This is a genomic window from Streptomyces sp. H27-H1, assembly GCF_026627445.1.
Classification (GTDB): domain Bacteria; phylum Actinomycetota; class Actinomycetes; order Streptomycetales; family Streptomycetaceae; genus Streptomyces.
The window spans coordinates 24,225-50,519 of sequence record NZ_JAPNLJ010000034.1 but is presented as its reverse complement, the minus strand read 5'-3'; the positions used below and the strand labels follow the sequence as shown (position 1 = coordinate 50,519).

The following is a 26,295-nucleotide window of genomic DNA, read 5'->3' as shown; positions in this document are numbered from 1 at the left end:
AGGGATTCCGGCGCGGCACGGCGCCGCGCCGGACCCACGAACGTGAGGACACGGAACATGACCACGGGAACGAACAACAGCAGCGCTCAGTGGCGGATCGACTTCGACGCGGAGGTCGTCTTCAGCAACGGAGGCGCCCTGCAGACCCAGGGGTTCCGCCTGGACATCCCCGGCGACGACATCGCCGATGGAGAACTGGGCGAACTGCTGGTCCGCCACCTCGGACTGCTGATGGTCGGCAGTACGAAGATCACCCGCCGGGATCTGCTCCAGGAACCGCACAAGGGCTCCCGGAACACCGGCTCCGCCGGCTCGGGCCGCACCACCGCGGACCTGACCGGCCCCGCGACCCGGGCCGCCTGGCCCACGGGCCCGGGCACCGCCGCTCCGGGCCTGGCCGGCCTGGTGGACCTTCCCGTGGTCCTGCTACGCCTCCTCGGAGCCGGGCAGCCGGTCGCCGACCGGCTCGCGCTGGCGCCCTTCGACCTCACCGGACACGCCGTCGTGGTGCAGAGCGGCCGCGCGGCCGGCCCGTACCTCACCGAGGACGCCGTGGACCTGCTCGCGGAGCAGGGCGCGGTCCTCGTGGCGACCGACAGCCGCCTGGGCGACGGGCCGACGGCTGCGGCACTGGCCGCCGCAGGCCTGCCCGCCCTCACGGGCCTGACCGGCCTGGAGGCACTCCCGGCGACCGGGGTCCGGCTGCACGCCGTGCCGTTCCCGGGCCCGGACAACTCACTGATCAGGGTCTACGGAGTAACAGATGACCAGCATTGAGACCGGCCGCCAGCCGAAGGCCACGGGCCCGGCAGCCGGTGCGGTGGCGGCCACCGCCGCCGCACCGGCCCGGCGCCCCCGCAGGGAACTGGCCGCCGCCACCGTCGGATCGGTCGTCGAGGCCTACGACTGGACCATCTACGGCATCCTCGCCCCCTACTTCGCCGAGGCGCTGTTCCCCGGCACCTCGCCCACCGCCAAACTCATCGCCGCCTACCTCGGCTTCGCCCTGGGCTTCCTGGTCCGGCCCCTGGGCAGCGTGCTCATCGGCCGCCTCACCGACACCCGCGGCCGGCGCTACGGACTGACCCTCACCGTCGGCCTGATCGCCGCCGGCTCCCTCTTCCTGGCCGTCGTACCGGGCTACGCCTCCATCGGCCTGGCGGCTCCGCTCCTGGTGGTCGGGGCCCGGCTGGTGCAGGGGCTGTCGGTGGGCGCGGAGAACCCGAGCGTGGCCGCGTACGTCACCGAGACCGCGCCGGCCGGGCGCCGCTACTTCTACAGCGCCGTCTCCTACGGGGGCGTGGTGCTGGGCAGCGCGCTCTCCTTCATCGTCATGAACGTCCTGCTCGGGGTGTTCGGGGAGAGCGGAGTCGAGGACGGCGCCTGGCGCTACGGCTTCGTCTTCGGCGGCCTGCTCGGCCTGACCGCCCTGTGGATCCGGCGCGGAGCGGCCGAGAGCGGCGTGTTCACGGCCGCCGCGGGCAAGGCGGGGCAGGCTCCCGAGGCGAAGGCGGCGGACAGGAAGGCTCCGAGCCCCTGGCCGGTACTGCGGGCCCATCTCGGGCGCCTCGCCGTGGTGTTCGCCATCACCTCCGGGGCCACCACCGCCTTCTACTTCGTCACCGTCGACTTCCCCTCGTACGCCGAGAGCGCCGGAGCCGCCACCAAGGAGGAGACCTCCGCCGCACTGCTCCTCGGCATGGTGGCGCTCCTCGCGGCGATGCTCGGCGGCGGCAAGGCGGCCGACCGGTTCGGCGCCCTGCCCGTCCTGCGCCTGGGCTTCGCCGGACTCGCCCTGGGCAGCGTGCCGCTGCTGCTGGCCATGAACTCCGGACGGATCCCCGTCCCCGTGGTGACCGTGGTCCTGCTCTTCCTGCTCGGACTGCCGCTGGCGGTGAGCAACGTCTTCGCGGGGCAGCTCTTCCCCCCGGCGGTGCGCGCCGTCGCCGTGGGCCTGCCCACCGCGGCCGCGATCAGCCTGTTCGGCGGCACCTTCCCGATGCTCGCGGAACTCCTGAGGTCGGCCGGCCACAACGCCTGGCTGCCGTGGTGGCCCGCACTGACCGCCGCGGCGGCGCTGGCCGCCTCATGGGGTGTGCGCGAACACCCCGAGTCCGTAACCCCTCATGCCTGAGAAGGACGTCATCGACATGACCGCACTGCTCGAAGGACTCGACTCGCTGATGCCGGCCCTGGAGGCCGACTACCGCGAACTGCACACCCACCCCGAACTCGCCTTCCAGGAGAAGCGGACGGCGGCCCTCGTCGCCGAGCGGCTGGCCGCCCAGGGCGGCTGGGAGATCACCACCGGCGTCGGCCGCACCGGTGTCGTCGCCGTCCTGCGCCAAGGCGAGGGACCGGTGGTCATGCTGCGCGCCGACATGGACGCGCTGCCCGTCAAGGAGGCCACCGGGCTGCCCTACGCGAGCACCGAGGTCGCCGTCGACGAATCGGGCACCGAGGTCCCGGTGATGCACGCCTGCGGCCACGACCTGCACGTGGCCGCGCTGATCGGGTCCTGCGCCCTGTTCGCCCGCAACCGCGAGGCCTGGCGGGGCACCGTCGTCGCCGTCTTCCAGCCGGGGGAGGAGAGCGGCTACGGAGCCCGCGAGATGGTCGAGGACGGCCTCTTCGAGCGGTTCCCGCGCCCCGACGTCATTCTCGGCTCGCACGTGGGACCCGGTCCGGCCGGGCTCATCGCGACCCTGCCGGGAACGGTCATGGGCGCCACCGACTCCATCACCGTCAAGCTCTTCGGCCGCGGCGGCCACGGCTCCAAGCCGGAGGCGGCCGTCGACCCCGTCGTGATGGCGGCCTCGCTCGTGCTCAGGCTCCAGACCGTGGTCTCCCGCGAGATCGCCGCCCAGGAACCGGTGGTGGTCACCGTCGGCAAACTGCACGCCGGCACCACCGCCGCGGTCATACCCGACACGGCCGAGCTCGGCATCAACGTGCGCACCAGCTCCGCACCGGTCCGCGAGAAGGTCCTCGCGGCCATCGAGCGCCTCGCACGCGCCGAATCGGCCGCCGCCGGCGCGACCGCCGACCCGGAGATCACCGCCGTCTACCACCTGCCGATGACCGTCAACGACACGGCGGCCGCCGAGCGGGTGGCCGAAGCCCACCGCGAGCACTTCGGGGCCGGCCCCGTCATGACGATGGGTCCGACCACCGCCAGCGAGGACTTCGGCCTGCTCGCCACCGCCGCCCAGGTGCCCTCGGTGTACTGGTTCTACGGCGGCCTCGACCCGCAGGCCTTCGGCGAGGCCTTCGCGGCCGGCAAGCTGGAGGAGCTCCCGCAGAACCACTCGTCCACCTTCGCGCCCGTCGCCGGGCCCGCGCTGTCCGTCGGCGTCCGCACGATGGCGACGGCGGCCCTGCCCTGGCTCGCCGCCGGCTCCGCCGACACTGCCGCCGCCGGCTCCGTGGCCGAGGGGGGCGAGGCGAAATGAGCACCGGCCGACCGCACCTCATCGTCCTGCACCGCTGGCGCGACACCCACGCGCACTACGCCGACTACCTCGACCACAGCGCCGCCCACGTCACCTACGTGAGCACCGAGCTCGGCCGCGCCTCGCTGCCCCCGACCGCCGCGGCGGTCAGCACGGTGGGGTTGACCGACGACCTGCCCGCCGTCCGCGCGGCCGTCACCGGGCTCGTGGCCCGCTTCGGCGCCCCGCAACGGCTGATCGCCCTCAACGAGGGGGACCTGGACACGGCCGCGCTGATCCGCGAGGAGTTCGCGATCCCCGGCCAGCACACCGCCGAGCTGGCCGTGTTCCGCGACAAGCTGACCATGTGCCGTACGGCCCGGGCAGCCGGTCTGCCGGTGCCGGACTTCGCCCCCGCGCCCGACCCGGCCGCCGTACTCGCCTTCGGTGAGGCCCACGGCTGGCCGCTGGTCGTCAAGCCGCACCGCGGCACCGCCAGCCGGGGCGTGGTCCAGATCGACTCCGCCGCCGAACTGGCCGCCCTGACCGGGCTCACCGCCGCCCTGGCCGCCGAACCGCACCTGGTCCAGAGCTACGTGGACGGGCCGATCCTGCACATCGACGGCCTGTGGGAAGGCGATTCGCTCGGCAGCTGGACCGTCTCGCGCTACGTGGGCGGCACCTGCGCCGACTTCACACAGGGCACCTGGCTCGGATCCGTCGAGGAGGACGACCCCGCGCTGCTGGAGGCCACCGAGGCCTTCGCCGCCGCGGTCGGCCCCGCCCTCGGCGGCTCCCAGCCCTGGGTCTTCCACCTGGAGGCCTTCGTCACCCCGGCGCCCGACGGCGGCCCCGCGCTGGTCTTCCTGGAGTGCGGGGCCCGGGTGGGCGGCGGGGAGATCCCCTTCACCTGGCGCGACGTCCACGGCATCGACCTGATGGCCGCCGCCGTCGACATCCAGCTCGGCCTGGCCCCGGTCCTGCCGCCGCTCAAGACCGGCGGGGTCGGCGGCTATCTGCTGCTCCCGCTTCCGGTGCCCGCCCCCTGCCGGGTCGAAGCGGCCGCCTGGGTACGGGAACCCGCGCCCGGCCGGCTCCCGTACGCCGTCAAGCACACCCCGGTCGGCAGCACGGCCCCGGAGATCAGCGGCTACGAGCACGTCGGCACCCGCTTCCGCTTCCGCGGCGCCTCCACCCGGGAGGTCGAGGCCGCCATCACCGAGTCCGCGAACTCCTTCCGGCTGACCTGCGTACCGGTCGGCGCTCCGCCCGGCCCGAAGGGCTGACCCCGGCGCGCCGTGCGGCCCACCCCGCGGCGCGCCCCTCACCCCACACCTCTCGCCCCACCCGTCCCACCCCCCGTTCTTCGGGGCGCCACGCTCCACGCGCCCCGCATCGGAAAGGAATCCACCGTGGTCCCCATGACCTCTGAACGCCGGCGCGTCATCCTCGTAGGCAGCCGCATACAGCAGTACCGGGAGTACGCCCTGGCCTCCCTCGCCGAGCACTACGAGGTGACGCTCGTCGCGCCGGAGGCCCCCACCTGGCAGGCCCGCTACGTACAGACCCACCGCATCGCCGACACCACGGACGCGGCCAAGCTGTACGCCCCGGTCGCCGACCTGCGCGGCGAGGTCGCGAACGCCGCCGTCGTCACCTGGGACGAGTGGTCCCTGGTCGCCGTGTCCTCGGTCGCCAAGAAGCTGGGCATGCGGGCCATGGACCCGGCCGCCGCCAAGATCTGCCGCGACAAGTACGCCACCCGCCAGGCCCTGGAAGCGGCCGGCATGGCCGCCGTCCGCTACATTCCGGCCACCACCGAAGAAGAGGCCGTCGCCGCCGCCGAGACCATCGGCTTCCCCGTCGTCGTCAAGCCCCGCACCCTCGGCGGCAGCTTCGGCGTGATGATGGCCCGGGACGTGGACGGCCTGCGCCGGGCCTTCCGGCTCGCCTCCACCAGCCGGCTGCGCGGCGCCGGCACCACCGCCTCGGTCCTCATCGAGGAGTTCATCGAAGGCCCCGAACTGAGCGTGGACAGCGTCGTCGTCGACGGCCTGGCCACCCCGGTCTGCGTGGCCCGCAAGCGCCTCGGCGCCCACCCGTACTTCGAAGAGGTCGGCCACCTGGTCACCGACTGGCGCCACGAACCCTGGGCGGACGCCGTCACCCAGCTCGTCCAGGACTCGCACCGCGCGGCCGGCGTCGACTACGGAGTCACCCACACCGAACTGCGCGTCTCCGCGAACGGCCCGCGCCTGATCGAGCTCAACGGGCGCCTCGGCGGCGACCTCATCCCGCACCTGAACAAGCTCGCCACCGGCGTGGACCTGCCGCTGGCCGCCGCCCGGATCGCCTTCGAGGAAACCCCCGACACCACCCCGACCCGCGCCCTCAGCGCCGAGGTCCGCTTCCTCTACCCGGCCTACGACGGCGCCGTCGACCGCGTCGTACTGCCCAGCCCCGAGGACGTCGAGGACCTGGCCGAGGCCGTCGCCCTCGTGGAGCCCGGTGACGAGCTGCTGCTCCCGCCGCGCGGCCTGACCCCCCGCTCCGCCGCGCTCGTCGCGGTCAGCGACACCCCGGCCGGCACCCGACGCGCCCTGGACCGCGCCGAATCGCTCTCCCGCACCGAGGTCTCCGGAGTCGCCGCGCACCGGCTCGGCGCCCGCGTCGAGAACGCCGTGACCCGCCGCTACTTCGACCACGAGCGCACCGCGCGCCGGATGACCGTCTCCGGAGTCCGGGGCGTGGAGTGGTTCCGCTACGGGGCCGGCGGAGGCGAGGGACTCAACCGCCCCGTCTTCCTCAGCGAAGCCGACGTCACGGGCCTGGAGAACGACCTGAACGGCCTCTTCGAACTGCTGAAGGCGGTACCCGCCAGGCTCTTCGGCGGCGACCTGCGCGCCTTCGCCACGGCCGTCGGCATGTCCTCCACCCAGGCCGACCTGGTCCTGCGCGGCTCCGTGGACGAGCTCGCCCCGCTCTCCCGCGCCGACCTGTACCGCGAGACCGGCGGCTTCCGCGTCATGGAGCTCAACACCGGCTCCTCGCTGGGCGGCTGGCAGATGGGCGAGTTCGCCCGCGCCATGATCCAGGACGCCGAGTTCGCGGAGTTCACGGCCTCCGAGGGGTTGGTCTTCCCCGACCCGCTCGCCCGCATCACCGAGGTGCTCCGCCGTCAGGCGCCCTCCCTCGAAGGCATCGAGCGGCCGCTGCTGGCGATCACCGACTGGCCCGAGGGCTTCGAGAAGTCCAAGTGCTGGATGGAGTTCGTCGTACCGGCCTTCGAACGGCTCGGCTTCGAGGCCGTCGTCTGCCACCTGGGCGACCTCTCCTACGAGAACGGCGACGTCGTGCACGAGGGCCGCAAGGTCGACGTGGTCTACCGGATGTTCCTGCCCGGTGAAATGCCGGACGAGCCCCGCACCTACGACCTCGTCAACCCGCTGCTCGACGCCGTCGAGGCCGGCAAGGTCGAACTGTTCGCCCCGCTCGACTGCGAGCTGTACGGAAACAAGGGCAGCCTCGCGATGCTCAGCGACGAGCGCAACCGCGCCGTCTTCACCGAGGCCGAGCGCGAGCTGATCGACCGGATCCTGCCCTGGACCCGCTTCGTCCGCGACGAGAAGGTCACCTTCGGCGGCGAGAAGATCGACCTGCTGCCCTACGCCATCGCCAACAAGGACCACCTGGTCCTCAAGCCCACCCTGCTCTACGGCGGAGTCGGCGTGACCCCCGGCTGGACCACCGACCAGAAGGAGTGGGTGGCCAAGCTGCGCGAGGCCGTCGACGGACCGTTCGTCCTGCAGCACCGCCTGCTGCCGACCACCGAGCGGTTCCTCTCCGAGGACGGCGAGACCTGCGAGGACATGGCCGTGGCCTACGGAACGCTGATGGTCGACGGGCGCTACGCCGGCACCCTGGCCCGCGGCGTCACCGACCCGGCCGTGGGCATCGTCAGCATGCTGCGCGGCGCCCAGATCGGCTGCGCGTTCCACGTCGACCCCGCCGCCGAGGGAGTGGAAACGAAGTGACCGACATCGGGAACGGGGCCGCCGAGCCGCTGGAGGAGGCGACGGCCGCGAACACGGCCGCCGCCGCCGGGCCGGCCACGCTCTGGCGGGACCCGGAGTTCCTCAAGTTCTGGTCCGGGGAGGCGATCTCACAGGTCGGGGCCCAGGTCACGACCCTGGCGCTGCCGCTCACCGCGGTGCTCACCCTCGACGCCAGCTCCTCCCAGGTGGGCTTCGTCAACGCGGCCTCCTACGCCCCGTTCCTGATGGTCACCCTCCTGGTCGGCGTCTGGGTCGACCGGGTGCGGCGCAGGCCCCTGATGATCATGGCCAACATCGGTCGCGCGCTGCTGGTCAGCGCCGTGCCGCTGCTGGCCGTGCTCGACCTGCTCCGCATCGAGCACGTCTACATCGCCGCGCTGCTCGTGGGCACCCTCACGGTGGTCTTCGACGTCTCCTACCAGTCGTACTTACCGACGCTGGTCGGCAAGCAGCATCTGGTGGAGGGCAACAGCAAGCTCCAGGGCACCAGTTCACTGGCCCAGATCGGCGGACCCGGACTGGCCGGCCTGCTCATCGGCTGGGTCACCGCCCCCTACGCCCTGCTGATCAACGGGATCTCGTACCTCGTCTCCGTGCTCACGCTGCTCGCGGTGCGACGCGTCGAGCCGGAGCCGGTGCCCCAGACGGAGCGGACCGGGATCCGGACGAGCATCATCCAGGGCATCCGGATCATCTGGGACAGCGCCCACCTGCGGGCCTGCGCCCTCCAGTCCGGGCTGTACAACCTGTGCTGGATGTCGCTCCAGACGGTGTTCGTGCTCTACGCGGCCCGCACGCTCGGAATCTCGCCCGGTGGCATCGGGCTGCTGCTGGGCACCGGGGCGGTGGGTTCGCTGGCCGGCTCGATGGCCGCCCAGTGGCTCAAGCGCAGGACCGGGCTCGGCCCGGCCATCCTTGCGGCCCTGCTGCTGTGCTGCCTGGCCCCGGTGGCCATCCCGGCCGCTCCGGCGAACGGCGGGGCGTTCTCGCTGGCCCTGTTCGTCGCCGCGTTCGCCCTGATCGGCGCGGGCGGCACCATGGCCAACATCCACATCATCAGCCTGCGCCAGTCCATGACCCCGGATCACCTCCTGGGCCGGATGAACGCCGGGTACCGCTTCATCTCCTGGGGGACGCTCCCGCTCGGCGCCCTGCTGGGCGGCTGGCTCGGTGACCTCATCGGGCTCCGGGAAACGCTCTTCGTCACCGCCGCGCTCTTCCTGACCGCGGTCCTGGTCGTCCTGAAATCGCCGGTGTGGCGTCTGAAGGACTTCCCGCCCCAGATCGTCGCGCAGCCGCGGAAGGTGGACGCAAGGTGAGCCCCGTACAGCAACCCGCCGTCCCCGGCGCCATCGAGAGCCTGCTCGCCCGCCGGACCGGCTGGGGCCGCTCCGACGCCGTCAGCCGGATTCTGGCGGCCGCCGCCGCCCCCGGGGTGCTCTCGATGGCCGGCGGGATCCCGGCCCCCGACAGCTTCCCCGTGGCCCGGCTCGCCGAGGCCACCGACCGGCTGTTCGCCGGATCGGCCGTACGGGCGCTCCAGTACGCCCCCACCGACGGCATCGCCCCGATGCGCGAGGTGATCGCGGCGCGGGCCTCCGCCACCGGCGCCCCCGTCACCCCCGACCGGGTGATGGTCACCGCCGGAAGCCAGCAAGGGCTCGACCTCGTCGCCCAGACCCTCATCGACGAGGGCGACGAGGTGGCCCTGGACGACCCGAGCTACCTGGGCGCCGTACAGGTCTTCCGGCGGGCCGGCGCCCGGCTGCTGCCGGTACCCGGCGACGTCGAGGGGATGCGCACCGACGTACTGGAGCAGCGCCTCCTCGCCGGGGCGCGGCCCAAACTGGTCTACGTCGTACCGCACTTCCACAACCCCACCGGGGCCGTGCTCTCCGCGGCGCGGCGCCGCCACCTCGCCGTGCTGGCCGAGCGGTTCGGCTTCCTCGTCGTCGAGGACGATCCGTACGGGGACCTGTCCTTCGAGGGGAGCCGGCTGCCGTCCACGGACGTCCACAGCGGGCGGGTGGTCCGGCTCATGAGCCTCTCCAAGACGGTCTGCCCGGGCCTGCGGGTGGCCGGTCTGGTCGCCCCGGCGGAGCTGATCGGGGAGCTGGTCGCCGCCAAGCAGTGCGGGGACCTGCAGACCAATACCTTCGGCCAGTACCTCCTCGCCGACCTGCTGGGGGACCCGGAGTTCCTGCCGGCCCATCTCGCGGGACTGCGCGCGCTGTACGGCGGCCGGGCCCGCGACATGGAGACGCTGCTGCGCGAGCGGCTGCCCTGGCTGGACTTCGAGCGGCCGCGCGGCGGGCTCTTCTTCTGGTGCCGGCTGACCGACCCCAGGGTCGGCTCGGACGCGCTGTACGCGCACGCGCTGGCGCAGGGAGTGGCCATCGTGCCCGGTACGCCGTTCTGCATCGAGGAGGACGGCTCGCGGGTTCTGCGCCTGTCCTTCGCCTCCCTGGACGACGCGCAGCGCCAGGAAGGGGTCTCGCGGCTGGCCGAGGCCTGGGAGAAGGCCCTCGCCGACGGACCGTGACCGGGCCCGCCGCACGCAGGCATGCACGCCGATCAGTCTTCCGACTTCCGACTTCCGACTTCCGACTTCCGACTTCCGGACTTCCGTTTTCCGTCCGCACCCTTAAGGAGCAAGGCCGTGACAACGACGTCGCCCGCACCGGTGACCGCCGAATCCCTGGTGGCCCGGCTGTTCCAGGTGATCGACACCCGCTCGTGGGACCGGCTCGGCGAGGTCTTCGCGCCGGACGCCGTGTACGAACGGCCGGGCTACCCGGCGCTGGAGGGTCTCGACCGGATCCGCCGGTTCTACGAGCACGAACGGATCATCACCTCGGGGGCCCACGAGGTGAGCCAGGTGACCGGCGGCCTGGCCGCGGCCGCCTGCTGGGGGCGCTTCCAGGGCGCCGACAAGGACGGCACGGCCCTGGACGAGGCCTTCGCCGACACCTACCTCGTACGCGACGGCAGGATCGAGCGCCGCAAGACCTTCTTCTACCGCCCGGCGATATGACCGCGGGCCGGGGACGGGTCCGGGCCGCCGGGGGGCGGTCCGGACCCGTCCCGCGGGCCGCTTCGGCCGAATGGGTGAGCCGGGTGAGTCGGGTGCTACTTCTTGCCGCCGCCGAGGATCTGGCCGAGCAGGTCGCCGAGGCTGCCGCCGCCCGCCGGGGCAGCGCCGCCCGGGGCCGCGCCCGCAGCGCCCGGTACCGCTCCCGGCGACGGGATCGGGGAGTCGCCGCCGGCTGCCGTCGGGGACCCGCCCCCGCCCTTCCCGGACGCCGCGCGCTTGGCGAAGACCGCCAGCAGGACGGGGATCAGCAGCTCGATGACCCGGGCGATGGTGGGCGCCGGGATGCCGGTCTTCTTGGAGACGGCGTTGGCCACGGGCTTGCTCACCTTGGCGAGGACCCCGGCCATCATCCCGCCGCTGAGCATGCCGCCGAGGCCGCCGAGGGTGGCCACGCCTTCCAGCGGGGCCTGGGTGACCTCGGCGAAGGCCTGGCGGACCTCGTCGTCGTCATCGGCGTCGGCCTTCTGCTGGAGGTCGCCGGTCATCGCTCCGACCGTGGTCGTGACGGTGTCCCGGGCGCCGTTCGTGTCGGTGCCGAGGAGACCGGCGATCTCGGTCAGTCGGTCGTCGCCGAGTTCGTTCAGCACGTCGTCCTGGAAGGAAGGTTCGCTCATGCCTGGAACGCTACTTCTGTGGTGATTGGGCGGCACCTCGGATGACGTCCGGACCCTCCCCGAGTAATGGAAAGGTAAAGTTCCGGATCCGCGTGCAACCACCGGCAGGGGTCAGCGGTCGTACGTTGCGTCGGCACTTCCGGGGAGGGATCTGGGGGGATCGGGAAGTCCGACGAGGGAGGGGTAACCGTGAGGGGGTCCGGCCGGAAGGCCGGACCCCCTCACGGTTGGTTCCCCTTCTTTCCACAGGCCCGGGGGGCCCGTCGGACCCGGGCTGTAGCTTCGTGCCATGACGACGAACGCGCCCGTGGCGCCGGCGGTGGTCGAGGGGGTGCTGGAGCGCATCACCTACGCCAATGACGAGAGCGGGTACACGGTCGCCCGGGTGGACACCGGCCGTGGCGCGGGTGACCTGCTCACGGTCGTCGGATCCCTCCTCGGGGCCCAGCCGGGTGAATCGCTGCGCATGGAGGGCCGCTGGGGCTCCCACCCCCAGTACGGCAGGCAGTTCACCGTGGAGAACTACACGACGCTGCTGCCCGCGACCATCCAGGGCATCCGGCGCTACCTCGGCTCCGGCCTGATCAAGGGCATCGGCCCGAAGATCGCCGACCGGATCGTGGAGCACTTCGGCCTCGACACCCTCGAGGTCATCGAGGAGCAGCCGAAGCGGCTGGTCGAAGTGCCGGGCCTCGGACCCAAGCGCACCAGGCTGATCGGCGCCGCCTGGGAGGAGCAGAAGGCCATCAAGGAGGTCATGGTCTTCCTCCAGGGAGTCGGAGTCTCCACCTCCATCGCGGTGCGCATCTACAAGAAGTACGCCGACGCCTCCATCTCGGTGGTGAAGAACCAGCCCTACCGGCTCGCCGCCGACGTCTGGGGCATCGGCTTCCTCACCGCCGACCGCATCGCGCAGGCGGTCGGGATCCCGCACGACAGCCCGGAGCGGGTCAAGGCCGGCCTCCAGTACGCCCTGTCCCAGTCCACCGACCAGGGCCACTGCTTCCTGCCCCAGGAGCGGCTCATCGCCGACGGGGTCAAGCTGCTCCAGGTGGACACCGGGCTGGTCATCGACTGCCTGGCCGAGCTCGCCGCCGATCCCGAAGGGGTCGTACGGGAAGCCGTGCCGGACCCGCAGGGCGGCCCGGACCCTCTCACCGCGGTGTACCTGGTGCCCTTCCACCGGGCCGAACTGTCCCTGGCCGGGCAGGTGCGCCGGCTGCTGGACGCGGAGCAGGACCGGATGCCGGCGTTCCAGGACGTGGACTGGGACAAGGCCCTGGGCTGGCTCGCCGGGCGGACCGGAGCCAAGCTGGCCCCCGGGCAGCGGGACGCGGTCCGCCTCGCCCTCACCCGCCGGGTCGCGGTCCTCACCGGCGGGCCGGGCTGCGGGAAGTCCTTCACCGTCCGCTCGATCGTGGAACTGGCCCGGGCCAAGAAGGCCAAGGTCGTCCTCGCCGCCCCCACCGGCCGGGCGGCGAAGCGGCTGGCCGAACTCACCGGGGCCGAGGCCTCCACCGTGCACCGGCTCCTGGAACTCAAACCGGGCGGGGACGCGGCGTACGACCGGGAGCGGCCGCTCGACGCGGACCTGGTCGTCGTGGACGAGGCCTCGATGCTCGACCTGCTGCTGGCGAACAAGCTGGTCAAGGCCGTGGCACCGGGTGCACACCTGCTGCTGGTCGGGGACGTGGACCAGCTGCCCTCGGTCGGGGCGGGCGAGGTGCTGCGCGATCTGCTCGCCGAGGGCGGGCCGGTCCCCGCCGTCCGGCTGACCACCATCTTCCGGCAGGCCCAGCAGTCCGGCGTGGTCACCAACGCCCACCGGATCAACACCGGCCTGCCACCGATCACCGACGGGCTGCCCGACTTCTTCCTCTTCCCCGAGGAGGACACCGAGGAGGCCGGAAAGCTGGCCGTCGATGTCGCCGCCCGTCGTATTCCAGCCAGATTCGGCCTCGACCCGAGGCGGGACATCCAGGTCCTCGCCCCCATGCACCGAGGTCCGGCCGGCGCCGGAAACCTCAACGCGCTGCTCCAGCAGGCCATCACCCCGGCCCGGCCGAACCTGCCCGAGAAGCGGTTCGGCGGCCGCGTCTTCCGGGTCGGCGACAAGGTCACGCAGATCCGGAACAACTACGAAAAGGGCGCCAACGGCGTCTTCAACGGCACGGTCGGCGTGGTCACCGGTCTCGACCTGGAGGAACAGAAGCTGACGGTGCGCACGGACGAAGACGAGGAAGTGGCCTACGAGTTCGCGGAGCTCGACGAGCTGGCCCACGCGTACGCCGTCACCATCCACCGCTCCCAGGGGAGTGAATATCCGGCCGTGGTGATCCCGGTCACGACCGGGGCTTGGATGATGCTCCAGCGCAACTTGCTCTACACGGCCGTCACCCGGGCGAAGAAACTGGTCGTCCTGGTCGGGTCCCGCAAAGCCCTGGGTCAGGCGGTGCGTACGGTTTCCGCAGGCAGGAGGTACACGGCCGTCGCGCCCCGGCTGTCCGGCCGCATACCGGTGGGAAACATCACCTAGATGATCGATCATTTGGGGTTCCTACAAGGTTGCCGAGGGGGCAGGATGTGCACGCTGGCGGCACTCAGTGCCGTCAAAACCACCAAAGCTCGACCCCGAGTGCACTCACCTGTGCCAAATGGGGGAAGGTAGAGGCAGTCAGGGCACCTCGAAGAAGAGGCACTACGTCGGTGAGGGATGACGTGAGCGACAACTCTGTAGTACTGCGGTACGCGGACGGTGAATACACCTACCCGGTGGTCGAGAGCACCGTCGGTGACCAGGGCTTCGACATTGCGAAGCTCAGGGCTCAGACCGGGCTGGTCACCCTGGACAGCGGCTACGGAAACACCGCCGCCTATAAGTCCGCCATTACCTACCTCGACGGTGAGCAGGGCATCCTGCGCTACCGCGGATACCCGATCGAGCAGCTGGCGGAGCGCTCGACCTTCATCGAGGTCGCCTACCTGCTGATCAACGGGGAGCTGCCGACCGTCGACCAGCTCGCGTCGTTCCGCAACGAGATCACCCAGCACACGATGCTGCACGAGGACGTCAAGCGGTTCTACGACGGCTTCCCGCGCGACGCGCACCCGATGGCGATGCTGTCCTCCGTGGTCAGCGCGCTGTCGACGTTCTATCAGGACAGCCACAACCCGTTCGACGAGACTCAGCGCAATCTCTCGACGATCCGGCTGCTGGCCAAGCTCCCGACGATCGCGGCCTACGCGTACAAGAAGTCGGTCGGCCACCCGGTGGTCTACCCGCGCAACGACCTCGGCTACGTCGAGAACTTCCTGCGCATGACCTTCTCCGTGCCGGCCCAGGAGTACGACCTGGACCCGGTCGTGGTCGCCGCGCTCGACAAGCTGCTGATCCTGCACGCGGACCACGAGCAGAACTGTTCGACCTCCACCGTGCGTCTGGTCGGCTCCTCGCAGGCGAACATGTTCGCCTCGATCTCCGCCGGCATCTCGGCCCTGTGGGGCCCGCTGCACGGTGGCGCCAACCAGTCGGTTCTGGAGATGCTCGAGGGCATCAAGAACGACGGCGGCGACGTCGACGCCTTCATCCGCAAGGTGAAGAACAAGGAAGACGGCGTCCGCCTGATGGGCTTCGGGCACCGCGTCTACAAGAGCTTCGACCCCCGGGCGAAGATCATCAAGGCGGCGGCGCACGATGTCCTCTCGGCGCTCGGCAAGGACGACGAGCTGCTCGACATCGCCCTCAAGCTGGAAGAGCACGCGCTGGCCGACGAGTACTTCGTCGAGCGCAACCTCTACCCGAACGTCGACTTCTACACCGGCCTGATCTACCGGGCCATGGGCTTCCCGACCGAGATGTTCACCGTGCTCTTCGCGATCGGCCGGCTGCCCGGCTGGATCGCCCAGTGGCACGAGATGATCAAGGAGCCCGGCTCCCGCATCGGCCGCCCGCGCCAGATCTACACCGGCGAGGTCCTGCGCGACTTCGTCCCGGTCGAGGCCCGCTGACCCGGAGTCGAGTCACCGCGGTACCCGTAGAACAGGAAAAGCGCCCCGCCATCGATCCCCCCACGGGTCGAAGGTCGGGGCGCTTCCCTTACCCCGGAACGGATTCCCCCCACGGGACCCGGACCGGGTGTCTGTGTGCCGAGAAACGGTGTGTTCACCCCAACACGATTCCGGCATCGCCCCATTAGACCCACGAGGGCGCCCGATGGTTACGTTGGGGGTGCTGTGATCTGCGTCTCGTGTGAAGAGAGTGTGCGTGAGAAGTGAAGGGTGATCACTAGCGGAAGGACCGCAGCCGCAGGCTGTTGGTCACCACGAAGACGGACGAGAAGGCCATCGCGGCCCCCGCGATCATCGGGTTGAGCAGTCCGGCGGCCGCCAGCGGAAGCGCCGCGACGTTGTAGCCGAAGGCCCAGAACAAGTTTCCCTTGATGGTGGCCAGGGTCCGGCGGGAGAGCCGGATCGCGTCCGCCGCGACCCGCAAGTCGCCCCGTACGAGGGTCAGATCGCTCGCCTCGATCGCCGCGTCGGTGCCGGTGCCCATGGCCAGGCCCAGGTCGGCCTGGGCCAGGGCGGCCGCGTCGTTGACCCCGTCGCCGACCATGGCTACCGTGCGGCCCTCGGCCTGCAGCCGGCGTACGACGTCCACCTTGTCCTGCGGGAGGACCTCGGCGATGACCTCCTCGATGCCCACCGCACGGGCCACCGTCTCGGCCACGGCCTTGTTGTCTCCGGTCAGCAGCACCGGGGTCAGCCCCAGGGCCCGCAGCAGGGACACGGCCTCGGCGCTGGTCTCCTTGACGGCGTCGGCCACGGTCAGCACTCCGCGGGCCTCCCCGTCCCAGGCGACCAGCACGGCGGTCGAACCCTCGGCCTCGGCTGCGGCCTTGGCCTCGGCGAGGGCGGCGGGCAGGGCGATCGACCGGTCGGCGAGCAGCTTCTCGCGGCCCACCAGGACGGCGTGTCCGTCGACGACGCCCTGAACTCCGAGGCCGGCGAGGTTCTCGAAGCCCTCCGGGACCGGCAGGGCCCCGGCCCTGTCGGCGGCTCCCGCGGCGATGGCGCGGGCGATCGGGTGCTCGGAGGCGTGCTCCAGGGAGCCTGCGAGGCGCAGCAGTTCGGTCTCGTCCACGCCTTCGGCGGGGTGGACGCCGGCCAGGGTCATCCGGCCCGTGGTCACGGTGCCGGTCTTGTCCAGGATGACGGTGTCCACGCGGCGGGTGGACTCCAGCACCTCGGGGCCCTTGATGAGGATGCCGAGCTGGGCGCCCCGTCCGGTGCCGACCATCAGCGCGGTCGGGGTGGCCAGGCCCAGGGCGCACGGGCAGGCGATGATCAGGACGGCCACGGCGGCGGTGAAGGCGGCCGTCGGGTTGTCGGTGATCAGCAGCCAGGTGACCCAGGTGCCCAGGGCCAGAAGGAGCACGATCGGGACGAAGACGCCGGAGATCCGGTCGGCGAGGCGCTGTACCTCGGCCTTGCCGTTCTGCGCGTCCTCGACCAGCTTGGCCATCCGGGCGAGCTGGGTGTCCGAGCCGATGCGGGTGGCCTCGACGATCAGCCGGCCGGAGGTGTTGACGGTGGCGCCGGTGACGGTGTCGCCCACGGCGACCTCGACCGGGACCGACTCGCCGGTCAGCATGGCGGCGTCCACGGCGGAGCTGCCCTCGACGACCGTGCCGTCGGTGGCGATCTTCTCGCCGGGCCGGACGACGAACCGGTCGCCCACGGCGAGTGCGCTCACGGGGATGCGCACCTCGTCGCCGCCGCGCAGGACGGCAACGTCCTTGGCGCCGAGCCGCATCAGGGCCTTGAGGGCCGCGCCGGCCTTCCGCTTCGAGCGGGCCTCCAGATACCGGCCGAGCAGGATGAAGCTGACGACCCCGGCCGCCACCTCCAGGTAGATCGCCGAGGAGCCGTCGGTACGGGAGGCCGAGAGGTCGAAGCCGTGCCGCATGCCGGGCATCCCGGCGTGGCCGAAGAACAGCGCCCACAGCGACCAGGCGAAGGCGGCGCCGGTGCCCACCGACACCAGGGTGTCCATGGTGGCGGCGCCGTGCCGGGCGTTGGTCCAGGTGGCCTCGTGGAAGGGGAGGGCGCCCCAGACGACGACGGGGGCGGCGAGGGTGAGCGAGAGCCACTGCCAGTTGTCGAACTGCAGGGCCGGGACCATCGCGAGCAGGACGACGGGCAGCGAGAGCGTCACGGAGACCAGGAGGCGCTGGCGCAGTGCGGCCAGTTCGGGGTCGCGCGGGGCGGCGGAGTCCCCGGCCCCGTCAGGGTCCGGAACCGGCTCGGGCTCCGGCGGCGTGGGCTCCTCGGCGGTGTAGCCGGTCTTGACGACCGTCGCGATGAGGTCGGCTACCTGCACGTCGGAGCCGTAGGAGACCTTGGCCTTCTCGGTGGCGTAGTTCACCGAGGCGGTGACCCCGTCCATGCGGTTCAGCTTCTTCTCGATGCGCGCAGCGCAGGAGGCGCAGGTCATCCCGCCGATGGTCAGCTCGACCTCGGCCGGGGCCTCGGCGGTGCCGGCCGTCTCTATGGGTCCGTCGTGCACTGTGCTGCTGCTCATGATCCGGGCTCCAGGGGGAGGGCCGGGCCGTACGGAACCAGTATGAGCTGGCCGGTACGGCCCGGCGGGGTACTGCCGAAGCGGGTGCTGCCCGAGCGGGCGCCGCCTGCTGCCTGCTGCCGAAGAGGAGGGTGTTCAGGCCTGGCCGGCGAACTCGTAGCCGGCCTCGTCGACGGCGGCGCGTACGGCGGCCTCGTCGAGCGGGGCGGCCGAGACGACGGTGACCTCGCCGGTCGCGGCGACGGCCTTGACGGAGCTGACGCCCGCCAGGGCGGAGAGTTCGCCGGTCACCGCGCCCTCGCAGTGCCCGCAGGTCATGCCGGTCACCCGGTAGACGGTGGTGGTCTGGGTGTCCGTGTCGGCGCTCATGTCGTTCTCCTCTTCAAGGGCGTTTCCGGGCGGCCGGAAGGCGGCGGATCGCGGCCTGGTGGCGGTGGAGGGGTCCACCGTTCCTCCCGACTCATCCAGATTATACCCCTAGGGGGTATTGACGCGAGCATCTGCCGAGATCTTTTGAAGTGGACAATCCGCGTGAAACGTATGTAAATGACACGCATGGCGCACCCGGGGATCACTCTCATCCTGATCATGTCGATCGCCGTCCTCGCGCCCCTGCTCGCGTACGGGGTCTCGCGCTGGCTTCCCGTTCCCCTGGTGATCTTCGAGATCGTCCTGGGCGTCCTGGTCGGGCCCGACGTCCTCGGCTGGGCGCACTCCACCGAGGTCATCGACGTGCTCAGCGAGCTCGGCCTCGCGATGCTGATCTTCCTGGCCGGCTACGAGATCCAGTTCGCCCAGGTCAAGGGTGACACCTTGAAGCGATCGGTGTGGGCCTGGGTGGCCGCCCTCGCGCTGGGGCTGGGGCTCGGCCTGCTGCTGTCGGGGGGCGGGTTCGACAAGGGCGTCTACATCGGCACCGCCCTCACCAGTACCGCCCTCGGCACGATCCTGCCGGTCCTGCGGGACTCGGGGGACCTCCAGAGCCGGTTCGGCTCGGTGATGATGGCGATGGGCGCGGTCGGCGAGTTCGGGCCGATCATCGCGATGGCGCTGCTGCTCAGCGGGCGGGCGCCGGGGCAGTCGGCGGCCCTGCTGATCGGCTTCGCGGTGCTCACGGCCGGCGCCGTGTTCTGGGCCCTGCGGCCCAAGCCGCCCTGGTTCTCCCGGGTCATCGCCAAGACCCTGCACAGCAGCGGCCAGTTCGCGGTGCGGCTGGTGGTGCTCATCCTCGTGGCGTTCCTGGCGCTGTCCGAGGTGCTCGGCCTCGATGTGCTGCTGGGCGCCTTCGCCGCCGGGCTGATCACCCGGCTCGTACTGCACGGGGCCGCCCCGGAGAGCAGTGAGACCGTGCTCTCGAAGGTGGAGGCCATGGGCTTCGGATTCCTGGTGCCGCTGTTCTTCGTGGTCACCGGGATCGAGTTCGACCTCGACGCCCTGCTCGGCGGCGGCTGGGCGCTCTTGCTGCTGCCGCTGTTCCTGCTGCTCTTCCTCGTGGTGCGGGGGCTTCCGATGTGGCTGCTGGCCCCCCGGGACCTCGGGCGCCGGGACCGCTCGGCGCTGGTGCTGTTCGGTTCCACGGCGCTGCCGCTGGTGGTGGCGATCACCACCCTGGGCGTGCAGGACGGCAAGCTGGGGTCGGGGGAGGCGGCGGCGCTGGTCGGGGCCGGGATGGTCTCCGTCCTCGTGTTCCCGCTGGTGGGGCTGCGGTTGCGGGCGGGGTCCGGTGGCGGGGCCGAGGCCGGGGTCGGGACCGGTTCCGGTAGGGCCGGGTCCGGCGGGCGGGTCAGCGAGGAGGAGGCGTGGTGATCAGCGGGTCCAGGTAGCGGAACAGGACGGTCTTCAGCTCCGCGACGTACGCGGCCCGCTCCGCGCCCTCGCTGGCCAGGATCAGTTCGATCGAGCTCTGCACGATCGCGAGCACCATCTGTGCGACGTGGGTGATCTCGGTGGAGGGGGCGCCGGGGGTGAGACAGGTGCGCAGCAGCCCCTCGACGCGGGTCAGCATGCCGCCGTGCAACTCATCGTGTTCCTGGGCGATGCCGGGGACCCCGGAGCCGTGCATGAGCGCCCAGAAGGCCGGGTTCCGGCAGTTGAAGGCGATGACCGGATCCAGGACGGCGTCGAGCAGCTCGGGCAGCGGCCGGTCCAGGTTCTCGGGGAGGAAGGCCTGGCCGTGCGCCTCGTGGGCGCTCTGGAGCAGCTGTCCGCCCAGTTCGACGGCGATGGCCTCCTTGTTGGGGAAGAACTGGTAGAGCGTGCCCGGGGAGACGCCGGCCTCGCGGGCGATGGCGTTGGTGCTGGCCGCCGCGTAACCCGTACGGCAGAACACCCCGGCGGCAGCCGCCAGGAGCTGGGCGATCCGGCGCTCGCCACGGGCCTGGCGGCGGCGGGGGGCGGTTTCCGGGGACGCCTTCGGGGTCGGCTCCGGGGTCGGCTCCGGCGCCGGGGCTGGAGCCGATTCACCCGCTTTGTCCGCGCTCGCGGTCCGAGAGGTCTCCCGCATGTCCAATCCCTTGCTTCCCGTGGGTGATTGACAAACACGAGAGGTCGCTCGCATTCTGGAGAAACGCGAGCGACTGCTCGTGTTTGCCAGTCTAAGTGACCTGGCAATCACGGTGAAGGGGACACCGAGACATGTCCGAAGTCAAAAAACCGCCGCCGCCTGGGGAGGGCGGCCGGTGGACCGGGTTCGTCACCACACGGCCGAGGCTCTCGCTGCTGCTCGCCCTCGTGGTCACCGCCCTTGCCGTTTTCGCCGGCGGAGGCGTCGCCGACCGGCTGGGAAGCGGGGGCTGGGAGGATCCCGGCGCAAGCTCCACCTACGCCACCAAAGCGCTGGAGCGCGAATTCCCCGGCTCCCAGCCCAACCTGCTGCTGCTCGTCGACGCCGCGGACACCGCCGGGGCGGCCGGGGTGGACGACCCCGCCGTCGCCGCCGAGGCGGAGCGGCTGACGGCGCGGCTCGCCGCCGAGCAGGGCGTGATCGGCGTCGGCTCGTACTGGAGGACCGGGCTGCCCACCCTGCGCTCCGAGGACGGCAGGCAGGCCCTGATAGCCGCCCGGGTGCTCGGCGACGAGAAGACGGCCAACGCCGTCCTGGACCGGATCGTCCCGAGCTACCGGGGGGAGCACGGACCGGTCAAGGTCTCCCTCGGCGGGCCGGCCGCCGTCCAGCGCGAGGTGACCTCCACCATCCAGGAAGACCTGCTGCGCGCCGAGCTGATAGCCCTGCCCGTGACGCTCCTCCTGCTCGTCCTCGTCTTCGGCAGCGCCGTCGCGGCCCTGCTGCCCCTCGGTGTCGGCATCGTCGCCATCATCGGAACCAACGCAGTACTGCGCGGGCTCACCGAGTTCACCGACGTCTCCGTCTTCGCGCAGAACCTGACCACCGCCCTCGGGCTCGGACTGGCCCTCGACTACGCCCTGTTCATCGTGCGGAGGTTCCGCGAGGAGCTGGCCGCCGGGCGAGACCCGGTGGCGGCCGTCGGAGTCACGCTGCGCACCGCCGGGCGTACGGTCCTGTTCTCGGCCCTGACCGTGGCCGTCTCCCTGTCGGCCATGCTCTTCTTCCCGATGTACTTCCTGCGCTCCTTCGCCTACGCCGGAGTCGCGGTGGTCCTGCTCGCGGCGGCGGCCGCGCTCGTCCTGCTGCCCGCCGCGCTGGTGCTGCTGGGGGAGCGGGTCAACTCCTTCGACCTGCGCAAGCTGTGGCGCCGCGGCAGGCCGGCCCGGAGCCCCCAGGACCCGGCCGGCGGCGGGCGGGGCTGGGCCCGGCTGACCGGTCTGGTGATGCGCCGCGCCCCGGTGTTCGCCGTGGCCACCACGGCCGGCCTGCTGCTCCTCGGACTGCCCTTCCTCGGAGTGAAGTTCGGCACCGTGGACGACCGCCAGCTGCCGGCCACCGCCGAATCACACGTGGTGCAGCAGCAGATCCGCGACGGTTTCCCGGGCAGCCCCGGCGGAGCCCTGACCGTACTGACCGAGGGGGCCTCCGGCGCCGCCGACCTCGACGGCTACAAACGGCGGATCGAAGCCCTGCCGGGCGTGGCGGGGGTGGAAGGACCCGTGAGCCCGGCCGCCGGCACCGGCTACGCCTACTTCTCCGTGCTCGCCGAAGGCGAGGAAGTGGGAGAGGGGGCCCAGGACCTGGTGGGCCTGGTCAGGGCGCTGGACGCGCCCTTCGACACCTCCGTGACCGGACAGGCCGCCGTGCTCGTCGACGCCCGCAAGGCCATAGCCGAGAAACTGCCCCTGGCCCTGGCCCTGGTGGTGCTGGCCACGCTGCTCCTGGTCTTCCTGCTCACCGGGAGCCTGCTGATACCCGTCCAGGCCGTACTGCTCAACGCACTGAGCCTGACGGCGATGTTCGGGGCGGTGGTGTGGGTGTTCCAGGAGGGTCACCTGTCCGGACTGCTCTCCTTCACCTCCACCGGAGACATCGAGACCACCCTGCCGGTGCTGATGTTCTGCATCGCCTTCGGACTCTCCATGGACTACGGGGTGTTCCTCATATCCCGGATCAAGGAGGAGTACGACCGGACCGGGGACCACGAGGGCGCGGTGCGCACCGGGCTGACCCGCACGGGCGGACTGATCACCGCGGCGGCCGTGATCCTGGCGGTGGTGATGGTCGCCATCGGCAGCTCTCGGGTGACCAACACCAAGATGCTGGGCCTGGGGATCGCGCTGGCCGTGCTGATGGACGCGATGGTCGTGAGGAGCCTGCTGGTCCCGGCGGTGATGAAGCTGACCGGGAAGGCCACCTGGTGGGCGCCGGCTCCGCTGCGCAGACTGCACGAACGGTTCGGTCTGAGCGAGGGGGAGTCCGCGCCGGTGGTCGAGCGGCCCGAGCCCGATCCGGTGCCCGTCGGGAGCCGCTAGCGGACGGGGCCCGGGAGGGTCCCGTCCTTGGACCGGACGCCGTGTCAGTCCTCGCGGCGTCCGCGGTTGCCGGGCCGTCGCGCCACCCAGGCGCGGATGGTATCGGCGTACCAGTAGGGCTTGCCGCCCTCCACTTGGTCGGGTGCGGGCAGTAGCCCGTGCTTGCGGTAGGAGCGCACCGTGTCCGGCTGTACCCGGATGTGAGCGGCGATCTCCTTGTACGACCACAGCTGTCGGTCGCTCATCCTCGACACCTCCTTGTCCACGCCGCGGGGCCGGCCGGGAGGCCGTCGGGGGAGCCGGCGCGTGGACACTGTCGATCACTCAGGTTGTGCCGGGGGAACGACGCAGGGTGAGGTCAGGGGAGGGCCTGTCTCCCGGCTGTGACGGAAGACCCGCGTAATGCGGACATGTGTGACACACCGGCGACCCCCGTGACACACACGGCACACAGGGCGCACGGGTCGCAGGGGGCGACCGGGGGCGACCGGGGGCGATCAGGGGCGACCGGGGGCGATCAGGGGTGTTCCGGGTTGGGCGACCGGGGGCGTCGGAGGGCCGGGGCGGGCCGGCCGGATCAGCGGTAGAGGGCCGGGCGTTGCGCCAGTTCCACCTGGGTCCGTACGCCGCTGCGAGCCGCGATGAGGCCCGCAGCGGAGACGGCCGCCGCCGCGTAGCCGTCCCACGCGTCGGGACCGTCCACCCGGCCCAGCGCGGCCGCGGCGACCCAGCGGCGGAGCTGGCGGTCGTAGGCGTCGGCGAACCGCACCGTGAAGTCCTGGTCGATCTCCCCGCCCCACCGGCCCGCCGACTGGACGACCATCGCGTGGCCGTCGCCGATGCGGGCGGTGCCGGACTCACCGACCGCCTCGCACTGCACCTGGTAGCCGAAGCCGCAGTTGACGAAGATCTCGACATCGACGACGGCCCCTCCCGAGGTCTCCATGAGGACGAGCCGGGGATCGCGCAGCCCCTCGCGGGCGGCCGAGGCCGGCGTCGGGGAGAGGACCGTCACGGCGGTGATCTCCTGGCCCAGCAGCCAGCGGGCCGCGTCCACCTCGTGCACCACCGAATCGCTGATCAGCATGTCGCTGGTGAAGAAGGACGGCGAGGAGGCGTTGCGGTGCCGGCAGTGCAGGAACAGCGGCCGCCCGATGCCGCCCGCGTCGAGCAGTTCCTTGAGCCGCGTGTACTCGGCGTCGTAGCGCCGCATGAAGCCGACCTGGACGAGCCGGCGTCCCAGCCGCGCCTCCGCTTCCATGATCCGCAGGGCGCCCGCCGGATCGGGGGTCAGCGGCTTCTCGCAGAGCACGGGCACCTGCCGTTCCAGCGCGTGCAGGATCGCCTCCTCATGGGCGGGCCCGGGCGAGGCGATCAGTACGGCGTCCACCCCGGGCGCCGCTATCGCGGCCGCCGGATCGGTGTGCGCGCTCGCCCCGTCCAGCCCGGCCGCGACCTCCTTGACCCGGTCCCCGTCCGGGTCGGCCACGGCCACCACCCGGGCCCCGCCGACCGTCCGGCCGATCCGGCGTACGTGGTCGGTGCCCATCTTCCCGGTACCGATGACGGCGATGCCGAGCGTGCTGGTCATGTTCTGTTTCCTCCGTGAGGGTTCGTACGGCCGGGGGATCCGGTTCAGCGGGCGCCGCAGGAGCGCAGGTGGGCGCGGGTGCGGCGGGCGATCGGCAGCGGCCGTTCGGGTGGGCACGGGTACATGTCCTGCTCCACGATGGCGAACAGGTCCACGCCGATCCGCTCGGCGGCCGCCAGTACCGGTTCCAGCGCGGGTACCCCCGCGGGCGGTTCGCACATCACCCCGCGGGCCACGGCCGGCCCGAAGGGCACCTGGTCCCGGACGACTTCGGCGAGGATCCGCGGATCGACCTGCTTGAGGTGGAGGTAGCCGATCCGCTCGGCGAAGGTCTCGATGGCCTGGACGCTGTCGCCGCCGCAGTACGCGTAGTGCCCGGTGTCCAGGCAGAGGGAGACCAGCGCGGGATCGGTGGCGTCGAGGAAGCGGGCCACGTTCTCCGGGGTGTCGACATGGGTGTCCGCGTGCGGGTGGACGACGATCCGCAGCCCGTACTCCTCCCGCACCCGACGCCCCAGCCGCTCGGTCTGCGAGGTCAGTTCGCGCCAGCCCTCCGGGGTCAGGGTGCGGTCCTCCAGCACCTCGCCGGTCTTGTCGTCCCGCCAGAACGACGGGATCACGACGAGGTGCGCCGCGCCCATGGCCCGGGTGAGCTCCGCGATGCGCGACACGTGCTTCCAGGTGTCCTCCCACACGGCGGGCCCGTGATGGAGTCCGGTGAAGACGGTTCCCGCGGAGACCCGCAAGCCCCGCGCCCCGACCTCGGCGGCGAGCCGGACCGGATCGGTGGGGAGATAGCCGTAGGGGCCCAGCTCGATCCACTCGTACCCCGCTTCGGCGACCTCGTCGAGGAACCGCTCCCACGGGGTCTGCCGGGGATCGTCGGGAAACCAGACCCCCCAGGAGTCCGGAGCCGAACCGACGCGGATACGGGTCAACGCGGGCGATGAGGACGTCATACGGCCACCTTAGGGTGCGAGGCTCTTGGGTACGGGAGCACTCGTTCGGGAGGATTGGTGTGGTGATGGCTGCGGATCCGTTGGCGTTCGACCTGATCACGATGGGGCGGATCGGGGTGGATCTCTACCCCTTGAAGACGGGTGTACCGCTCGGCGAAGCGGATGCCTTCGGGAAGTTCCTGGGCGGTTCCCCGACCAACGTCGCGGTCGCGGCGGCCCGGCTGGGACGGCGGACGGCGGTGATCACCCGGACCGGCGCCGACCCCTTCGGCGCGTATCTCCGGGCACAACTGCGCGGGTTCGGGGTGGACGACCGGTGGGCCGGGGAAGTGGCGGCCTATCCGACGCCGGTGACCTTCTGCGAGATCTTCCCGCCGGACGATTTCCCGCTGTACTTCTACCGCTACCCGAAGGCGCCCGACCTGGAGATCGGCGCGGACGAGCTCGATCTCGACGCGGTGCGGGCGGCGCGGGTGTTCTGGATGACCGGCACGGGGCTCAGCGCGGAGCCGAGCCGTACGGCGACACTGGCCGCGCTGGAGGCCCGGTCGAAGTCCGGGATCACGGTCTTCGACCTGGACTGGCGCCCGATGCTGTGGCCCGCCGGGGACGGGTCCGCGAAACCAGGGGAGCCGGAAGGGCCAGAGGCGCCAGGGGGGCCCGCGGAGCCCGGGGAGTGGTACCGGCGGGCGCTGTCGCTGGCCACGGTGGCCGTGGGCAACGCCGAGGAGTGCGCGATCGCCACCGGCGAGACCGAGCCGTACGCGGCCGCGCGTGCCCTGCTCGGCGCCGGCGTGGAACTGGCGGTGGTCAAGCGGGGCCCCGCCGGGGTACTGGCGGTCCACCGCGACGGGACGGTGGCGGAGCTCCCGCCGGTGCCGGTGGAGGTCGTCAACGGCCTGGGCGCCGGGGACGCCTTCGGCGGGGCCCTCTGCCACGGGCTGCTCGCCGGATGGGAGTTGGGACGGGTGATCCGCTACGCGAACGCGGCCGGGGCGATCGTGGCCTCGCGGCTGGCTTGTTCGACGGCGATGCCGTTCGCGGCGGAAGTGGAGGAGGTGCTCGATCGTGCCGGTGGTGTCTGAGTGGG

Annotated in this window: 20 protein-coding genes; 13 read left to right on the top strand and 7 right to left on the bottom strand. The window is 71.8% G+C overall.

Going from position 1 to position 26,295, the window contains the following annotated elements:
* Positions 1 to 57 precede the first annotated feature (57 nt).
* From OTB20_RS29700 to OTB20_RS29665, 8 genes are all read left to right on the top strand, one after another.
* Complete coding sequence (locus tag OTB20_RS29700; RefSeq protein WP_267822153.1) at positions 58 to 777, top strand: hypothetical protein; 720 nt, start codon at positions 58 to 60, stop codon at positions 775 to 777.
* The gene (locus OTB20_RS29695; protein ID WP_267822151.1) at positions 764 to 2,134 is read left to right on the top strand and encodes an MFS transporter; all 1,371 of its coding nucleotides are present in this window, start codon (positions 764 to 766) and stop codon (positions 2,132 to 2,134) included. The genes OTB20_RS29700 and OTB20_RS29695 overlap by 14 nt, the downstream gene beginning before the upstream one ends.
* The gene (locus OTB20_RS29690; protein ID WP_267822149.1) at positions 2,127 to 3,452 is read left to right on the top strand and encodes an amidohydrolase; all 1,326 of its coding nucleotides are present in this window, start codon (positions 2,127 to 2,129) and stop codon (positions 3,450 to 3,452) included. The genes OTB20_RS29695 and OTB20_RS29690 overlap by 8 nt, the downstream gene beginning before the upstream one ends.
* Positions 3,449 to 4,717: an ATP-grasp domain-containing protein gene (locus OTB20_RS29685; protein ID WP_267822147.1), complete on the top strand. Its 1,269-nt coding sequence runs from the start codon at positions 3,449 to 3,451 to the stop codon at positions 4,715 to 4,717. The genes OTB20_RS29690 and OTB20_RS29685 overlap by 4 nt, the downstream gene beginning before the upstream one ends.
* Before the next feature lie 135 nt (positions 4,718 to 4,852).
* Complete coding sequence (locus OTB20_RS29680; RefSeq protein ID WP_267822145.1) at positions 4,853 to 7,465, top strand: ATP-grasp domain-containing protein; 2,613 nt, start codon at positions 4,853 to 4,855, stop codon at positions 7,463 to 7,465.
* On the top strand, positions 7,462 to 8,805 hold the full coding sequence (locus tag OTB20_RS29675; protein WP_267822143.1) for an MFS transporter: 1,344 nt from the start codon (positions 7,462 to 7,464) through the stop codon (positions 8,803 to 8,805). Before OTB20_RS29680 ends, OTB20_RS29675 begins: the two co-directional genes overlap by 4 nt.
* Positions 8,802 to 10,028 carry a PLP-dependent aminotransferase family protein gene (locus OTB20_RS29670; protein ID WP_267822141.1) on the top strand — a complete coding sequence of 409 codons (1,227 nt, stop codon included), beginning with the start codon at positions 8,802 to 8,804 and terminating at the stop codon, positions 10,026 to 10,028. Before OTB20_RS29675 ends, OTB20_RS29670 begins: the two co-directional genes overlap by 4 nt.
* A 117-nt stretch (positions 10,029 to 10,145) precedes the next feature.
* Positions 10,146 to 10,520 (top strand): nuclear transport factor 2 family protein, encoded by a 375-nt coding sequence (locus OTB20_RS29665; protein WP_267753628.1) that lies wholly within the window; start codon positions 10,146 to 10,148, stop codon positions 10,518 to 10,520.
* A gap of 95 nt (positions 10,521 to 10,615) precedes the next feature.
* Here OTB20_RS29665 and OTB20_RS29660 read toward each other — a convergent pair whose 3' ends face one another.
* Positions 10,616 to 11,194 carry a DUF937 domain-containing protein gene (locus OTB20_RS29660; protein WP_267822139.1) on the bottom strand — a complete coding sequence of 193 codons (579 nt, stop codon included), beginning with the start codon at positions 11,192 to 11,194 and terminating at the stop codon, positions 10,616 to 10,618.
* A 289-nt stretch (positions 11,195 to 11,483) separates the two neighbouring features.
* On the opposite strand from OTB20_RS29660, the gene OTB20_RS29655 reads away from it, so the two are divergent.
* Positions 11,484 to 13,730 carry an ATP-dependent RecD-like DNA helicase gene (locus tag OTB20_RS29655; RefSeq protein WP_267822137.1) on the top strand — a complete coding sequence of 749 codons (2,247 nt, stop codon included), beginning with the start codon at positions 11,484 to 11,486 and terminating at the stop codon, positions 13,728 to 13,730.
* 182 nt (positions 13,731 to 13,912) lie between these two features.
* Positions 13,913 to 15,202, top strand: coding sequence for a citrate synthase (locus OTB20_RS29650; RefSeq protein ID WP_267753631.1), 1,290 nt, complete (start codon positions 13,913 to 13,915; stop codon positions 15,200 to 15,202).
* 277 nt (positions 15,203 to 15,479) lie between these two features.
* Here OTB20_RS29650 and OTB20_RS29645 read toward each other — a convergent pair whose 3' ends face one another.
* Positions 15,480 to 17,774 carry a heavy metal translocating P-type ATPase gene (locus tag OTB20_RS29645; RefSeq protein ID WP_267822136.1) on the bottom strand — a complete coding sequence of 765 codons (2,295 nt, stop codon included), beginning with the start codon at positions 17,772 to 17,774 and terminating at the stop codon, positions 15,480 to 15,482.
* A 135-nt stretch (positions 17,775 to 17,909) separates the two neighbouring features.
* Positions 17,910 to 18,143 carry a heavy-metal-associated domain-containing protein gene (locus OTB20_RS29640; protein WP_267753633.1) on the bottom strand — a complete coding sequence of 78 codons (234 nt, stop codon included), beginning with the start codon at positions 18,141 to 18,143 and terminating at the stop codon, positions 17,910 to 17,912.
* A gap of 186 nt (positions 18,144 to 18,329) precedes the next feature.
* Between OTB20_RS29640 and OTB20_RS29635 the strand changes: the two genes are divergently transcribed.
* A complete protein-coding gene (locus tag OTB20_RS29635) occupies positions 18,330 to 19,580 on the top strand; it encodes a cation:proton antiporter (RefSeq protein WP_267822211.1) in 1,251 nt (416 codons plus the stop codon).
* On the opposite strand, the gene OTB20_RS29630 is transcribed toward OTB20_RS29635, so the two are convergent.
* Entirely contained in the window at positions 19,558 to 20,277 is a 720-nt protein-coding gene (locus tag OTB20_RS29630) for a TetR/AcrR family transcriptional regulator (protein ID WP_267822134.1), read from the bottom strand. The genes OTB20_RS29635 and OTB20_RS29630 overlap by 23 nt on opposite strands.
* 131 nt (positions 20,278 to 20,408) lie before the next feature.
* Between OTB20_RS29630 and OTB20_RS29625 the strand changes: the two genes are divergently transcribed.
* Positions 20,409 to 22,655 carry an MMPL family transporter gene (locus tag OTB20_RS29625; RefSeq protein ID WP_267822132.1) on the top strand — a complete coding sequence of 749 codons (2,247 nt, stop codon included), beginning with the start codon at positions 20,409 to 20,411 and terminating at the stop codon, positions 22,653 to 22,655.
* 44 nt (positions 22,656 to 22,699) lie between these two features.
* Here the strand turns inward: OTB20_RS29625 and OTB20_RS29620 are convergent, their stop codons facing one another.
* The 3 genes from OTB20_RS29620 to OTB20_RS29610 all read right to left on the bottom strand — a co-directional run bounded on the left by OTB20_RS29620 (position 22,700) and on the right by OTB20_RS29610 (position 25,205).
* Positions 22,700 to 22,900 carry a helix-turn-helix transcriptional regulator gene (locus OTB20_RS29620; protein ID WP_267822130.1) on the bottom strand — a complete coding sequence of 67 codons (201 nt, stop codon included), beginning with the start codon at positions 22,898 to 22,900 and terminating at the stop codon, positions 22,700 to 22,702.
* Between the two features lie 332 nt (positions 22,901 to 23,232).
* Positions 23,233 to 24,246: a Gfo/Idh/MocA family protein gene (locus OTB20_RS29615; protein ID WP_267822128.1), complete on the bottom strand. Its 1,014-nt coding sequence runs from the start codon at positions 24,244 to 24,246 to the stop codon at positions 23,233 to 23,235.
* A 44-nt stretch (positions 24,247 to 24,290) separates the two neighbouring features.
* Complete coding sequence (locus tag OTB20_RS29610) at positions 24,291 to 25,205, bottom strand: sugar phosphate isomerase/epimerase family protein (RefSeq protein WP_267822126.1); 915 nt, start codon at positions 25,203 to 25,205, stop codon at positions 24,291 to 24,293.
* A 65-nt stretch (positions 25,206 to 25,270) separates the two neighbouring features.
* Here OTB20_RS29610 and iolC point away from each other — a divergent pair, with 65 nt between their 5' ends.
* On the top strand, positions 25,271 to 26,290 hold the full coding sequence (gene iolC / locus OTB20_RS29605; RefSeq protein WP_267822124.1) for a 5-dehydro-2-deoxygluconokinase: 1,020 nt from the start codon (positions 25,271 to 25,273) through the stop codon (positions 26,288 to 26,290).
* The last annotated feature ends 5 nt before the right edge of the window (positions 26,291 to 26,295 follow it).

Bases quoted from the DNA above. Each gene is read 5' to 3' on its own strand.
- OTB20_RS29645 (WP_267822136.1), bottom strand. From the start codon at position 17,774: ATGAGCAGCAGCACAGTGCACGACGGACCCATAGAGACGGCCGGCACC.
- OTB20_RS29625 (WP_267822132.1), top strand. From the start codon at position 20,409: ATGTCCGAAGTCAAAAAACCGCCGCCGCCTGGGGAGGGCGGCCGGTGG.
- OTB20_RS29660 (WP_267822139.1), bottom strand. From the start codon at position 11,194: ATGAGCGAACCTTCCTTCCAGGACGACGTGCTGAACGAACTCGGCGAC.
- OTB20_RS29695 (WP_267822151.1), top strand. From the start codon at position 764: ATGACCAGCATTGAGACCGGCCGCCAGCCGAAGGCCACGGGCCCGGCA.
- OTB20_RS29640 (WP_267753633.1), bottom strand. From the start codon at position 18,143: ATGAGCGCCGACACGGACACCCAGACCACCACCGTCTACCGGGTGACC.
- OTB20_RS29655 (WP_267822137.1), top strand. From the start codon at position 11,484: ATGACGACGAACGCGCCCGTGGCGCCGGCGGTGGTCGAGGGGGTGCTG.
- OTB20_RS29680 (WP_267822145.1), top strand. From the start codon at position 4,853: ATGACCTCTGAACGCCGGCGCGTCATCCTCGTAGGCAGCCGCATACAG.
- OTB20_RS29615 (WP_267822128.1), bottom strand. From the start codon at position 24,246: ATGACCAGCACGCTCGGCATCGCCGTCATCGGTACCGGGAAGATGGGC.
- OTB20_RS29620 (WP_267822130.1), bottom strand. From the start codon at position 22,900: ATGAGCGACCGACAGCTGTGGTCGTACAAGGAGATCGCCGCTCACATC.
- OTB20_RS29635 (WP_267822211.1), top strand. From the start codon at position 18,330: ATGGCGCACCCGGGGATCACTCTCATCCTGATCATGTCGATCGCCGTC.
- OTB20_RS29700 (WP_267822153.1), top strand. From the start codon at position 58: ATGACCACGGGAACGAACAACAGCAGCGCTCAGTGGCGGATCGACTTC.
- OTB20_RS29610 (WP_267822126.1), bottom strand. From the start codon at position 25,205: ATGACGTCCTCATCGCCCGCGTTGACCCGTATCCGCGTCGGTTCGGCT.
- OTB20_RS29685 (WP_267822147.1), top strand. From the start codon at position 3,449: ATGAGCACCGGCCGACCGCACCTCATCGTCCTGCACCGCTGGCGCGAC.
- OTB20_RS29630 (WP_267822134.1), bottom strand. From the start codon at position 20,277: ATGCGGGAGACCTCTCGGACCGCGAGCGCGGACAAAGCGGGTGAATCG.
- iolC (WP_267822124.1), top strand. From the start codon at position 25,271: ATGGCTGCGGATCCGTTGGCGTTCGACCTGATCACGATGGGGCGGATC.
- OTB20_RS29690 (WP_267822149.1), top strand. From the start codon at position 2,127: ATGCCTGAGAAGGACGTCATCGACATGACCGCACTGCTCGAAGGACTC.